The organism is Rummeliibacillus sp. JY-2-4R (assembly GCF_053847205.1).
In genome coordinates, this window is record NZ_CM132623.1 from 1486963 (window position 1) to 1500624 (window position 13662).

Here is a 13662-nt window from a genome sequence, read left to right on the forward strand (position 1 = left end):
TAGGGAAGGGATGCAAATGACGATAAAACAATATGCCGTAATTGGTTTGGGGAGATTTGGAACAAGCATTGCTAGAAGATTACATGAAGCCGGGCAAGAAGTTCTAGGAATAGATTTAAATGAGGAAAGAGTAGAGGATGCGGAATTTGTTGTCACACATGCAGTCGTTGCGGATTCTACGGAAGAAAAGGCACTGACTTCATTAGGAATAACAAACTTTGACTGTGTTATTGTTGCAATTGGAGACGAGATTCAATCGAGCATATTAACGGTTATGCTTTTAAAAAATCTAGGTATTCGAAAAATTATAGCGAAGGCATTAGGTAAACGACATGGACAGGTGCTTGAGGCAATAGGCGCTCATATGGTTATTTATCCCGAAAGAGATATGGGAGAACGAGTAGCTAATCAACTCCTTTCACCAAATATGCTTAACTATATTGAACTCTCGAAAAATTACAATATAGAGGAAATCATGATTATTTCTAAAATGGTCGGTAAAAATTTAAGAGAACTTGATATCCGTGCGAAATATAATGTTAGTGTCATTGCAATTGTAAGAAGTGAAGATATCATCATATCCCCTTCTCCAGAGGAGTTACTTCAAAAAGAAGATATACTTGTAACAATAGGAAATAGAGATGATTTAGCAAAATTCTCAAGTTTAGAGTAAGTTACAATATTAAGTTTTATAAGAAGATCGTTTGGAGGAGCCTGTCACCAAAGGATAACTATGCCCCTTGGCAACAGCCAACGCGGACCACAAGCTGCAAACATTGTAAAACTTTAATTTTTAAATAGTAGGTTTTGGAGATATCTAAAAACAAGAGGAATCCTATTGATAAGGTTCCTCTTTTTTATTATTTCAACTCCAAATTTAATCTTAAAATAATTCATTTACTAATTCTTCAATATCTTTAGCTAATTTACTTTTTCCTTCATAATCAATTGAGATTTTATGTAAATGAGTTCATTTGTTGTACAAAAAGGATAGATGAATACAGACTTCAGCTGTTCATCTATCCTCACTTTTTCAGAATAAAATGTGTGACATTATATTCAGTTGTTTAATACATAACAATTTTAGATAATATAACTATTAGATGCTTCCTTTTTACGGTTATTTACTGTTTATTTCGATGTTGATCCATTTATTTAAGATTTTTTCACTATCTTTATTTGCCATATTCGTATAAAGGGAAGTCGTTTTAATATCAATATGGCCAAGTTGATCACGTAGCAAGATATAAACTTGATATTTTTAATTAAAGATAATGCGCCTAAACTCATGTATTTCAAGGGTTTAGGCTCTTTTCGTTTCTTTTGTGACGACACTGAAAGTTTATTCAACACTACTTTTGCTCATTCAAAGGTAGCCTTTTTCATTCTTTCTTTAACTAAAGGGGCGGACTTGTTGAAGAATGGTTTTTAGCTCTTATTCCACGATCGGGCCATTTAATGGAGTAACCCCCTTAAAGAAAATTGGATTTATAGGATAAAATTTAGAAGATTGTAAAGTTTATTCTTAAACTAAACAATAAGGTTGATACAAATAAGAAAACCTAGGGAATTGTATCTATCCCTAGGTATTTGTTAAACGCAATTAAAAAGACAGACCCTATTTAGGATAAATAGGGTCATTCAGTTCAATTATTTATTTTGGGTAATTCCATTTACAATTTGAGTAAGTGCCTCTTTGATTGGCGTAGCTGGACGACCAAGAACTTTTTCGAAATCATTACTCTTGAAATCTAACGAGCCTTCTCGAATGCTTCTTTGGATGTCAACAAGTATAGGAATAACGAAATCTTGTATGCCAGCAGCCTTCATAATATCGGTATAAGTAGCATCATCTACTTGTTGAATAGGTACTTCTTTGCCCAGTACATCCCCAAGGACAGAAACAAATTCTTCCTGAGTCAATGGCTTACCAGAAAGCTCATAAATGGTATTTTCATGCCCATTCTCAGATAATACCGCAGCTGCTGCTTCGGCATAATCTTGTTGTAATGCCCATCCTACTTTGCTATTTCCTGCTGATGTCACCCAAGGAGCTCCCACTAGGACACCTTGAATGCTTGGAATTTCATTCTCCAAGTACCAATTATTACGCAAGAAGGAATAAGGAATGCCTGTTTTCTTAATCGCTTCCTCAGTTGCCTTGTGCGTTGGTGCGAATAAATTTGTACTTTCCGGTGCATTTGCTAAACTGGTATACGCTATAAATTTAACTCTTGCACGCTCTGCTGCAGCTACCGCATTGGCATGCTGACGGATTCTTGTTTCATTGTCTCCATCCGCAGAAATAATTAATAAACGTTCAACTCCTGCAAAAGCAGAATCCAATGTTTCTGGATCATCGAAATCTCCTTGTCGAACTTCTACTCCACGAGCCTGCAATTCTAACGCTTTCTCTGTATTACGAACACTGACAGCCAGTTGACTGGCTGGTACAGTCTTTAATAAAGTCTCTACAACTTTAGTGCCAAATTTCCCTGTTGCTCCTGTTACTAATAATTTCATTATTTATCTCTCCAATCTTTTTGTTTAATTATTAAGCTTAATCAAATATTATAGTATTAGGCATTTTTTTTAAAGTAGTCACTTTTTTATAACATAGTCACAAAAATAGTACCATTAAGAAAGAGAGGTATTTATAATGGCACGAAGTTGGTTCGGTGAACCTCCCGAGGAACAAATAGAGGTTTGTCCTGTTACCCAAGCTCAAGACATAATTGCAGGGAAATGGAAAATTATCATTCTATGGCATTTAAGCGTACAGACAAGAAGATTTAATGAACTTCAAAGGTTGTTACCTAATATTTCAAAAGGAATACTGACGCGTCAGTTGAGAGAATTGGAAGAAGACCAAATGGTTCACAGAGAAGTATATAAAGAAGTCCCTCCTAAAGTAGAATACTCGTTAACACATTTGGGTCAGAGTTTTATTCCTATACTTGAAAGTATGGGCGATTGGAGTAAAAAACATTTAAAGAGTAAATAAAAAGGTTCATCATCAAATAGCTAAAAGGTTAAAGCATAATCTGGTCTTAACTTTTTAGTTATTCCATTATAGGGCGCTATTCTTGAAAATAAGGATTAGCGTTTTTATCATTATAAAGACACAAATTGCGGAGCAATTTTTAAAGTATATTGATTTATGTTGAGAAGATATTGTGAAGGGTTATTCTAATACGAAAGGTCAGTTTAGTTTATAAAGAATAATTACATAATAATATTGGAGGTGTTGTAATGCTTACGGTTAGGAATGTTGAAAGTTATCTTAAAAATCTGATTAGTGAAGATACCGATGATATAAAAAATGCTTGGGAAACCTTTAAAGATTTTTGTAGAGAAACGGTTGAGGGGGAAGAAGATAAAGAAATTTTATTTCAATGTGGTGTTTACGATTATACTGGAGAGGATCTATTTTATTTTGAGTTTGTACGTCAGTTTACAATTTATGAAAAAGATAATAATCCACACATGGAACAACTACATTGCGAATGCATTTTAGAACCAACAGATAACTTAAAAAAGTTAGAGGTATCAGAATGGTCAATGGACTATGATGATATAGATGATTTTTTTAATCATATAGAAAACCTTCAGGAATTTAAAATACCTTTAAACTCTAAACCGGTAAAATTAAAAATATATCAAGAAAAGATTTAAATTTTATTCCTTTAACGGGCACTTTAGTTGAACATACAAAAAACTTTATTGTTAATGTAAATGAGTTCATTAGTTATATAAAAAGGATAGATGAATACAAGCGTTTCAGCTGTTCATCTATCCTCTTAGAATGAAATGTGTGACATTATATTCAGGTGCTTAATATATAAAAATTTTAGATATTTTCTTGACTCTTTAATAAAACTATTAGATGCTTCCTTTTTACAGTTATTTACTGTTTATTTCGATGTTGCTCCATTTTATTTAAGATTTTTTCACTATCCTTATTAGCCATATTCGTATAAAGGGAAGTCGTTTTAATATCATTATGGCCAAGTTGATCCCGTAGCAAGATATTAACTTGATAATTATTATTAAAGATAATGCTCCTAAACTCATGTATTTCAAAGGTTTATGCTCTTTTCGTTTCTTTTTTAATGACACTGAATGTTTATTTAACACTATTTCAGTTAAAGTAAGGTAGCAATTTCATTCTTTCTTCAACTAAAGGGGCGGACTATTTGTTCTTGATGAAATTTCTCATTCTTGAGATATTCAATCGAAAGAAGTTTCTTGTAATGCATCGGAAGTTTTAAAGATTAGAGCGGGGATACCTACGGGTTTTTGTTAACAGAGATTGATGTTGTTTGATCCCCTGAAAAAGGGTATTGTATTCACGCTTTAAATGCTATCTACTTTAAATCACTAAATAAATGGATAAGGGTAGATGCTCGAGGAAATAAAAAGGGAATAAATGCTCAATTTTCAATTGATGGGGAAAAATTAGCTTTTCGTGTTAGCGAAGAATTTAAGGTTTTGTATGTATCAGGTAGTGATTGTCTTTTCAGTTGCTATCTGTTAAATAATATCTAAAAACAAATAACAGAGTAAATCGGTTAAAGTCTAGATTGAATTAGCAATTTCAATATTGAGTTTTAATATTAAAAGTATTATAGTTATAAATATAATAAATCTAATGGATGGTTAGTAAAAAAGGTTGCTAATGTCTATTTCTTTATAAAAAATGGTGAGACGGATAAACAAGTAGTTAACACTGCTTAAGTATTAGCCTGCCATAAAATGGTGTGTAATGTTCTTTACACACCATTTTATGGCAGGCTTTTTGTTTGTTATGAAAAGGAGGAAAGCAATTGGCTTGGTCAGTTTTGCATATAGTCGGAATTATCGCTTATGCGGCCAGTGGTGCATTTGTTGCGATGCAGGCAAGGTATTCAGTAGTTGGAATCTATGTTCTTGGATTAATAACATCGTTTGGAGGATCTGTGATTAGAAACATTGTAATAGATGTCCCTATTTCTGAAATATGGGATCGTCACACCTTACTAGTTGTTATGATAACTCTGACTACAATTATATTTATAGAGAGGAAATGGGTGCATCATTGGAATCGATGGGGATACTTCTTTGACTCTATTGGTCTTGCCTCTTTTGCGATTCATGGGGGACTATTAGCAAATAGTTTAAATCATGACTTAGGAATTATAATCATTGCTTCAATGTTTACAGGTCTTGGTGGAGGAATTGTTCGTGATTTGTTAGCTGGTAGACCTCCACTTGCATTAAAAGAGGAAATTCACGCAATACTTACGTTATTGTGTGCTATTTGTATTTGGGCTGGTTATAGCAGTCCTATTGAATTGACAATGATAGTAGTTATTGTTGTATTTATTCGTATGTTAGCAGTACATTTCGAATGGAGACTAAATTTACCTTGTAATCGTACCGAAATACATTGATTATGACATCCAAGGAGGGACATAATGAAAAAAAATTTGGAACATGAATTGAGTATGTTAATTCGTGAAATACGAAAAGAGAATATAGGGAATGGTCCGCGGGAAATTAATACACGTATTCTAGGCTCTTGGGTAATTTGTGAGATGAAAGGCAATTTAACTACTGTTGAAAAGTTCATGATTGAATCAAAAGAAGGATATGAAACAGTCCATAAAGCAAGGACATCCTTAATAAAAAAAATATATGAGAACAAAGAAAAAGTGGAAAAACTTGAGGGAGTCGTACAGGCGAAACTTATAAATGTTTTTACAGATATCGATATAGATAGGGATATTGCAATGACAATTTATGTGTTTGATAAACCTATAATGACTATGAAGTTTTGAAGTTCACATATCCTTGCAATGGTTGTTGCAACTTAAACTCGGCCATAATGCGTCTTTTAGGATTCCATAGCATCATAGTCAAGTATCGATCTTGCTCTTGAATTTTTTCACTATTTTCAGACAGTCAATCTTCAGATAATAATGAAAATCAATCCGTATCAAAAAGTAGTAAAGATATTGAAGGCTATTTGTGTTGATGCATTGGTATGGAACAAGGAACAGTGTTTATTATTAAATGGCATTTTAATGAATTAACTTTTTCCGTAAATAACAGATAATTGAATGGCTAGTAATAGATATTGGAGGAAACCATGGGATACATTATTATTTAAGAAATTTAGTGGGCAGTCGTCCTCTAATTATGGCTGGTGCATGAGTATTTCTTGTGAATAGTAAAAATGAGTTACTGTTATAACTTCGTAAGGACAATAATTGTTGGGGATTGGCTGGTGGCTCCATGGAGATTGAGAGATTGAGGAAGCATTAGAACAAGTAGCCAAAAGAGAATTATTAGAAGAGACGGGTTTGATTGCAAATTATTTGACTTTGTTAAATGTCTTTTCTAGACAAGATTTCTACTATAAATATCCTCATGGTGATGAGGTATATAATGCAATTACAGCTTATATTTGTAGGGATTATAAAGGGACATTAAAAAGTTCAGTTAACCTTTACATATCCCATAATAGACTGCTTTATATAATTCAAAAGTATGATTTCCAATATTTGAACGATTCCCATTTTCAAGTTCGTTTAATTAATCCAGAAAACTCTTTAAAAGAAAAAAGGACACGGCATTTCACCATGTCATCATATTATATAGATTAGCCTCTTCCAGCTTGGAAAGAAGGATATTTCGTCATACCGCCATCAACGAATAGTGTTATACCTGTTACATAGCTTGCTTCGGATGACGCTAAAAATGCTGCTACAGATGCTACTTCTTCTGGTTTACCGATTGTACCCCATAGGTATCAACCATTCCAAGTTGTTCGTATTTTGACTTGGCTTAAAATCACACTTAACTAACATGCATTAGCATAATAACTAAAGACAAATATTAGAGTTTTTTAAAATTTTGGTTCATCAGCAATCGGGTGCTTTAAGAGTGTACAAATTTTCGTAATGAATCAGAAAAAACATTTTCCTCAACACTTCTTTGATTTATGTTTAGGTGATTGTAATGGAATTGACAAATAAAGAACTGGCAAATCATTAAATATAAAAACCAAAATAGCAATGCAAAACCGTGGAATAAAGAAAGAAGAGTTCAAAAAAGGGTGGGTTTTAAATGAATAACGATATTGAATTTCTAATTGATACTATGGGCGATACAGTTTTAATTAATGACGTTGAACATAAAGCATTAGTAACTCATTCAAATGAAACTAAAAATGAAGAACATTATATACATACACTTAAACAAGTTAAACAAGGTGATTTAATTACATATAACAATGAAAAGTATTTAATAACTACTGAAAGTTTAACAAATAATGCAATTAAATTTAAAGCACTTATGCGACGCTGTAATTATTCAATTGAAATTGCAGGAGAAACAACGAGTGAACTTTTAGTTGATGAGAATCGTAACCCACCTATCATAGATATTTATGGTGACGAGCAATTCATTTATTTTGTGGGTGAACCTATTTACATTTATACAATTGTAGAGAATAAAACATTTGCTGTCAGTGGAACTCAATTACTGGTTGCAGAAAATCAAATTTTATTAATTGTTCAAGATAATGAAACTAATCGTAATAAATTAATTGTGAATAACATTTTTACGGTTATGGATAGCGAATGGAAAATAAGAAATGTAGATAAAACACAAAAAGGATTATTAATAATTATTTGCGAAAAAACTGTATAAAGTTGGTGGGCGAAAATAACATCCTTCTTTTATAAAGGTAATAATTAATTAACGACATTTACAATCATAGTTGTAACGTATAATCCCCTAAATCACTTATAAACAACTTCCTCATAAAGAATGGTAAGTTCCCAAAAAAGCAAATAAAAATTGACTTTAATCCTGGTAAAATTGATACCTCATCTTTTCCTTTTCCTACTTGGCGTAAGTGTGCAAAGGATGCAACTGACTATCATTGTTTGGGGCTCCCAAGTAGGAAATCAGCTAAATTGATGCGAACCAAAAACTAAAATTCGTTTTTTATTAATACTTGTGGCTTTTGGTTATATAAATCAAACTAGGATCAATTCCTTTGAAAACTTCACCGCCTGGTCAAATTCTTTGACATTACTTATAAAGAAGAACTAGAATAGCCACATTGTATGGTATTATTAGGAATCGAATTTCTGCAGTGGAATATCGGATGGGAGTTATAATTTTGATCATACGATTAAGAATGAGGTAAGCGCTCCTGTTATGAAGTTGAAATATTAGAGAATTCAGTATAGGAAGAATCTTCTAAGCAAATGAGGCTGACATTGTTGGTCTTTCCCATGAGGTATTGCTCGATCCATACTGGACCATCCATCTATACATCCATGCCTATATTAAATCAAAAAATTTTGGAGGGAAAATATAATGAGTAAAGGTTCAATCATTGTTACAGCCATTTTAAAACCAAAAGAGGGTCTTGAAGAGCGATTACTATTGGAGTTAAAAAAGGTTCAAGCGGCATCCAGACAAGAAACCGGTTGTATAACCTATAATCTCCATAAATCTGTGGATGAAAATACATTTGTTCTATATGAGGAATGGGTGAATAATGAGGCAATGGAGGAACATATCCGTTCCAATCATTATCAAGAATATCGAGAAAATATCTCGGTAATTCTTTCAAATAGACAAGTGTATAAATTAAAAGCAATAGAATAATCTATGCATCCTTCATTTATGCAATTCAAAGACTACAAATAATTTGAGTTTTTGAATCGTTTAGCATATTCCTTAATTAAAAAATATCTGGCGCTCGAGAAAAAATTGCTATTCCCGAGTAGAAGCCAAAAAATGAATTAGAGGTTTTATTTATTGTTGATTACCAGCTAAGTAGGGTATCTATTATCCATTTAAAATTCCCTCACTTTTCTGACCTTTATCCTAATTCAACCGAAGTCGATACGGCCGGCATTCGTACTCAGCTACAATGTACTGTACTTGGAATTTCCTTGTAACACCTGAATGGCAGTTAGAAGACCTTAATCTAAATGAATTCGATGCTTTGGCAATCCCAGGGGGATTTGAAGAAGCAGGGGGTTATGAAGATGCTTTTAGTGAAAGTTTCCAAAAAGTGATTCAATATTTCGATGCGCACAATAAACCAATTGCATCCATTTGTGTCGCCTCTTTAATGATTGGCCATAGTGGAGTGTTAAAGAATCGAAAGGCCACAACTTACAATCATCCTACGAGCAAACGATCAGTTAGAGCAATATGGCGTTCAAATCACTTGAAATGTTAACTTCGCCTGAAAATACTGATAAAGTAAAGGATTTAATGGGCTTAAAAAAAGATAATAGTAGATGAAACATTAAACCGTATAATACGAAGGGCAATATAATTGAATAACGCCAATTAATTTAGGTGCACATATTTCATTTTAATATGCATAATAAGGAAAAGAAAAAGAACAGAGTTTACCTGTCTCACAGGTTCTGGTCTTTTTAATTAATCTTTTTTAAATTGATAGGATTAAGGACATTTTGTCAGTAAAAGGAAACAGTAAAGACATTAATCGGTGATAATAAAAAACTTACGGTGATTCCGAACGCAAACGCTTCTCATACAGATTTGTATGACAAGACTGATACTATACCATTTGAGGAAATTACAGAATTTTTTCAAAAAAATATGATTTAAGTGGTTATACAAATTAATATTGTGACAATTTAAAAATAAGAACTTCTCAATGCCATTTAAAGAAGTTCTTATTTTTTATGATGAATCAATCAACAAGTTTCAATAAACTAAACTTTTTTTAAGTAAATCAGGACAAACTGTGGCCACACCTGAAATGAACTTATCGGTCTTAATATTTCTATTGCAGATTGTGGTTATATAGAAGAAATAGATTGATATATTCGCTTAATTGTTTCGATATGTAATGCTTCATGGTAAAAGCTAAACAAAAATGCCTCACCAACTGTATAAAACGTAATGCCTCCACGGTTTGTAAATGGAGTTGATAGCTTTTCATGCAAACGTCCTTGAAGAAAATCTTTTATTCTCGTTTTTTGTCCCGTCAAAATCTCGGCGATTTCTGCAAATGATGGCGGCGCTTCTTCCCATTCTGCCGGTTTCGTTCCAGCACCAAAAAACTGCTCGTAATCTTTCGGAATGTTCTTCTCTTCACCTAAAAGCTCAAAAACGAGCTTTTCCTGTACAAATGCAATGTGTCCAAAGTTCCAACGAATATTGTTGTTAAAACCTTTTGGAATGATATCGGAAATTTCTTCTGGAATTTCCTTCAGCGTATGCTCAGTTATTCTGCGCACTGTTTCCATATGGTGAATAATTGTTTGTTCCAAGAAAAAAACCTCCCTTTTTAGTGAACTCTGTTTAGCCATTTCGCTGTCTTCATGTCCTTTTCCTTCTAATAGGAATATTTTTATTCATATCCGATTTCTGATTCGCGTATGAAAATAGAAGAGTAGAGTGTATTTTTATAACTTAATATAGTAATGATCTTCCACAATCGGGTGCTATCCTTGAATATTAGGATTAGCGTTTTTTCATTTAAGGGCTATTTAACGGAATAACGCTTCTTAACAGAATTCATGTAACGGGAAGGGAATTTTACAAACCTTGAAGAAGTAATAATTTATTGGGGGGACTTTAAAATGTTTATTGTAAATGTTGAAGGTGATATAAGGAAAAATGATAAGTGACTTATTATTGAAAGAAGCAAAAAAGAGGAACATGCTGGTGGTCTGCTTTCTCTTGTTGGAGGTAAGGTAGATATAGAAGGGGATTCATCAGACATATTAGAGAGAACAGTGAAGCGAGAAATACTAGAAGAAGTCGGTGTGAACGTAAAAGACAGGATACATTATGTACATAGTACATCATTTCTAACAGATAAAGGTGAAAATGTTGTGGATATTGTTTTTCTTAGTGAATATGAATCGAGGGAAGTATTTTCTAAAAGTACAGATGAGGTCGAAGTGGTATTATGGTTAACTACTGAAGAAATATTAAGCCACCCCAATTCGCCAATATATTTAAAGGAAAGTATTAAACATGCGGAGGCGTTGATTCAAATTCATTTGTAATCACTGCTTTAAATTTATAATAGAAGTAAAGTAGTCATAAATGGGGGAAACTTTGTATGAAAAAAAGTATATATATTGTGAGACATTGTGAAGCGCAGGGACAACCTCCGGATTCACAACTTACAGAAAAAGGATTGATACAAGCAAAATATTTATCTAGATTTTTCTCAAATACTAAAATTGACCGAATTATAGCAAGTCCTTTTTTACGTGCAATTCAGTCAGTAGAACCAATTAGTGAGGAGACAAACATAAAAATAGAGATTGATGAACGTTTATCAGAACGTACACTAAGTACTACGGATTTACCTGATTGGCTTGAAAAACTTAAAGCAACATTTAATGATTTGGAGTTGAAATTTCAAGGTGGAGAGTCAAGTAAAGAAGCTATGGACCGAATAGTAAGAGTTATAGATGAAGTTATTAAAAGTGAATCTGAAAACACAATAATTGTTACCCATGGAAATTTAATGTCTCTACTGCTAAAGAATTATGATAACAGCTTTGATTTTGATTGCTGGAAGAGTCTTAGTAATCCTGATGTGTTTGAATTATGTTACTCAAACAATGAAGTAAGTATGAAACGTTTATGGCAAGATGAAATAGAAAAAGAGTAAATGTGGAACTTAATTTGTTCAATTATCGGGCGCAATTCTGCAGTAAGAATTGTGATTTTTTATGTTAGTGTCATCTAAAATAACACTCGTAAGTTTTATACAGATAGATACTTTCTAATAAAAATTTTGGAATTAAGTGGAATATATTAAAATAATAAATATAACATAACTAATAAAAAATGGAGGTACTCATGGAATTATGGGATGTGTATGATATAAATCGTAATAAAAAAAATCGTACTTGGATTAGCGGTGAAAAGCTTCAACCTGGTGAATTTCATTTAGTTATTCATGTATGCATTTTTAATGCAAATGGGGAGATGCTCAATCAACAAAGGCAGCCTTTTATAGAAGGTTGGCCAAATATGTGGGATCTTACTGTAGGGGGGAGCGCGATAACTGGCGATACAAGTCACACTGCAGCACAAAGAGAATTGCATGAAGAGTTAGGTTTGAAATTAGATTTTCAGCAAATACGACCTCATTTAACCATTAATTTTGAGTACGGCTTTGATGATATTTATTTAATTGAAGAAAATGTGCAGTTACATAAGCTCACTTTACAGTATGAGGAAGTACAAAATGTGAAATGGGCAAGCAAGGAAGAAATTTTGACTATGATTAAAAAAGGAGAGTTTATTCCTTATTATGAAAGCCTTATTCAATTACTATTTGATAGCCGAAAAAAGTGTGGCGCTATACAAGGACAATAAAATTAACTGAAAGTACCTTATACATTAAGGGCTTTCTTTAAAGTTTTTGATTTACCTTACTTACGGGGCTTTAGTTTAATAATAATCTGCAACTCTCGGGCGCAATTCTTTAATAACAAATGCTTTTGTTTTCATCTCAGGGCAATATTAATTAATAATAATTTTAAAGCAAAGTGAACACACAACCTTCTTTATATTTTTATGGTGATGTTAAATTAACTGAATTTTGGGAGGGTATGTAGATGGAGATATATCTGTTCAGCATTATTGGCTTAATTATTCTGTTTCTTATTATTACGTATGCTGTTCGATATGGTATTGACACTTCAAAACAGGTTAAGTCTTTAAGGTCTGATCTTAAAGAAATAAAAAAGCAAATTAAAGATTTTGAGAAAATAAGGGATAAATAAATTACATATTCAATGTAGTGTAGTTCCAACAGACTAATGTTTGATTTAGTTTGATTAGGTAAATTAGTATATATAGAGTGGGATTTTATGTGTAAAGGAGCGGTAGGATGTCTGGAAAAATAAAGAAGCTAGAAGATTTTGTGCGTGAAAAGTGGGTTTCTAAAGGAGCTGATTCAGCGCAATGTATCAGCTCCTATAAAATTAAAACATGCTCCCATAATCCTAGTTTTCCCTTTGCTGGAATAAATTCATCCAGCATCTGCATATCCTCAACTACCCAAGCATAACCTCCCACTATAAAGTTACCCATAAAATAGTCATTCCCTGATACGATTCGACCATCCTCCAGAATGGCCCATGTCTCATTGTTTTCAGTTACCTTCAAACAATCTACAAGTTTGCATACAGCAATGATCTGGCCAGTTGGAAGATTCTCTGGTGTGTATCCGTGCTTACCAAGCAACGTCTTTATGGCTATATGGTTAGAGACCTCTTTATCTATTTTTTTACTTGTGTGAATAGCAAGTGGCCCCCGATAATTCGTTCTCCATGACCTTGTTTCATATGTTGCCTCTCTAAGGACAAAAAGGCTTGCCCACGGCTGGATCATTGATAAAACCTTCATTCTGACAACCTCCAAGCTATAGAAGTTTATTTTGATTATAGAGTGTCCCTTTAAAGGAATATTATGAGCAAAAGGCAGAATATCAGTTCATGGAAATCCAATTTATGAGGCATGAGTCATGACCAGTAATCATTAATATCATATATTAATCAGCGAACTATTTTTGTTGGGTTTTACAAACTCACTAAATGTGAATTAACTAACGGTAATAGGAAAACGATAGCACGGAAAATAAAT

Annotated in this window: 14 protein-coding genes and 4 pseudogenes; 14 read left to right on the plus strand and 4 right to left on the minus strand. The window is 32.8% G+C overall.

The features are described 5' to 3' along the window. Window positions 1-16 precede the first annotated feature (16 nt). Window positions 17-673: a potassium channel family protein gene (locus tag ACWV26_RS07175; protein WP_455897669.1), complete on the plus strand. Its 657-nt coding sequence runs from the start codon at window positions 17-19 to the stop codon at window positions 671-673. A gap of 977 nt (window positions 674-1650) precedes the next feature. On the opposite strand, the gene ACWV26_RS07180 is transcribed toward ACWV26_RS07175, so the two are convergent. After that, window positions 1651-2523 carry an SDR family oxidoreductase gene (locus tag ACWV26_RS07180; RefSeq protein WP_455897670.1) on the minus strand — a complete coding sequence of 291 codons (873 nt, stop codon included), beginning with the start codon at window positions 2521-2523 and terminating at the stop codon, window positions 1651-1653. 136 nt (window positions 2524-2659) lie between these two features. Between ACWV26_RS07180 and ACWV26_RS07185 the strand changes: the two genes are divergently transcribed. The 6 genes and pseudogenes from ACWV26_RS07185 (at window position 2660) to ACWV26_RS07210 (ending at window position 6647) form a co-directional block, all read left to right on the plus strand. Continuing rightward, window positions 2660-3004, plus strand: a complete 345-nt coding sequence (locus tag ACWV26_RS07185; RefSeq protein ID WP_455897671.1) for a winged helix-turn-helix transcriptional regulator — start codon at window positions 2660-2662, stop codon at window positions 3002-3004. Between the two features lie 248 nt (window positions 3005-3252). Beyond that, window positions 3253-3675: a hypothetical protein gene (locus ACWV26_RS07190; protein ID WP_455897672.1), complete on the plus strand. Its 423-nt coding sequence runs from the start codon at window positions 3253-3255 to the stop codon at window positions 3673-3675. Between the two features lie 520 nt (window positions 3676-4195). Beyond that, window positions 4196-4485, plus strand: a pseudogene (locus ACWV26_RS07195) (transglutaminase-like domain-containing protein); the annotation flags it as partial. Window positions 4486-4826: 341 nt separating this feature from the next. After that, a complete protein-coding gene (locus ACWV26_RS07200) occupies window positions 4827-5432 on the plus strand; it encodes a trimeric intracellular cation channel family protein (RefSeq protein ID WP_455897673.1) in 606 nt (201 codons plus the stop codon). Between the two features lie 24 nt (window positions 5433-5456). Further along, window positions 5457-5819, plus strand: coding sequence for a DUF2294 domain-containing protein (locus tag ACWV26_RS07205; protein WP_455897674.1), 363 nt, complete (start codon window positions 5457-5459; stop codon window positions 5817-5819). Window positions 5820-6130: 311 nt separating this feature from the next. Then, window positions 6131-6647, plus strand: a pseudogene (locus ACWV26_RS07210) (NUDIX hydrolase). On the opposite strand, the pseudogene ACWV26_RS07215 reads toward ACWV26_RS07210, so the two are convergent. Next, window positions 6644-6803 (minus strand): annotated as a pseudogene (locus ACWV26_RS07215) (SDR family oxidoreductase); the annotation flags it as partial. The pseudogenes ACWV26_RS07210 and ACWV26_RS07215 overlap by 4 nt on opposite strands. A gap of 307 nt (window positions 6804-7110) precedes the next feature. On the opposite strand from ACWV26_RS07215, the gene ACWV26_RS07220 reads away from it, so the two are divergent. The 3 genes and pseudogenes from ACWV26_RS07220 to ACWV26_RS07230 all read left to right on the plus strand — a co-directional run. After that, window positions 7111-7695, plus strand: a complete 585-nt coding sequence (locus ACWV26_RS07220; RefSeq protein WP_455897675.1) for a hypothetical protein — start codon at window positions 7111-7113, stop codon at window positions 7693-7695. A 678-nt stretch (window positions 7696-8373) separates the two neighbouring features. After that, window positions 8374-8667, plus strand: a complete 294-nt coding sequence (locus ACWV26_RS07225) for a putative quinol monooxygenase (RefSeq protein ID WP_455897676.1) — start codon at window positions 8374-8376, stop codon at window positions 8665-8667. Window positions 8668-8894: 227 nt separating this feature from the next. Next, a pseudogene (locus ACWV26_RS07230) lies at window positions 8895-9208 on the plus strand (DJ-1/PfpI family protein); the annotation flags it as partial. A 634-nt stretch (window positions 9209-9842) separates the two neighbouring features. On the opposite strand, the gene ACWV26_RS07235 reads toward ACWV26_RS07230, so the two are convergent. Next, on the minus strand, window positions 9843-10316 hold the full coding sequence (locus tag ACWV26_RS07235; protein ID WP_455897677.1) for a DinB family protein: 474 nt from the start codon (window positions 10314-10316) through the stop codon (window positions 9843-9845). A 363-nt stretch (window positions 10317-10679) separates the two neighbouring features. Between ACWV26_RS07235 and ACWV26_RS07240 the strand changes: the two genes are divergently transcribed. The 4 genes from ACWV26_RS07240 (at window position 10680) to ACWV26_RS07255 (ending at window position 12800) form a co-directional block, all read left to right on the plus strand. Continuing rightward, window positions 10680-11060 (plus strand): NUDIX hydrolase, encoded by a 381-nt coding sequence (locus tag ACWV26_RS07240; RefSeq protein ID WP_455898198.1) that lies wholly within the window; start codon window positions 10680-10682, stop codon window positions 11058-11060. 56 nt (window positions 11061-11116) lie between these two features. Next, entirely contained in the window at window positions 11117-11677 is a 561-nt protein-coding gene (locus tag ACWV26_RS07245; RefSeq protein ID WP_455897678.1) for a histidine phosphatase family protein, read from the plus strand. 191 nt (window positions 11678-11868) lie between these two features. Next, window positions 11869-12390: an NUDIX hydrolase gene (locus ACWV26_RS07250; RefSeq protein ID WP_455897679.1), complete on the plus strand. Its 522-nt coding sequence runs from the start codon at window positions 11869-11871 to the stop codon at window positions 12388-12390. Window positions 12391-12632: 242 nt separating this feature from the next. After that, window positions 12633-12800 carry a hypothetical protein gene (locus ACWV26_RS07255; protein ID WP_455897680.1) on the plus strand — a complete coding sequence of 56 codons (168 nt, stop codon included), beginning with the start codon at window positions 12633-12635 and terminating at the stop codon, window positions 12798-12800. 193 nt (window positions 12801-12993) lie between these two features. Here ACWV26_RS07255 and ACWV26_RS07260 read toward each other — a convergent pair whose 3' ends face one another. Beyond that, on the minus strand, window positions 12994-13425 hold the full coding sequence (locus ACWV26_RS07260; protein WP_455897681.1) for an ASCH domain-containing protein: 432 nt from the start codon (window positions 13423-13425) through the stop codon (window positions 12994-12996). Window positions 13426-13662 lie beyond the last annotated feature (237 nt).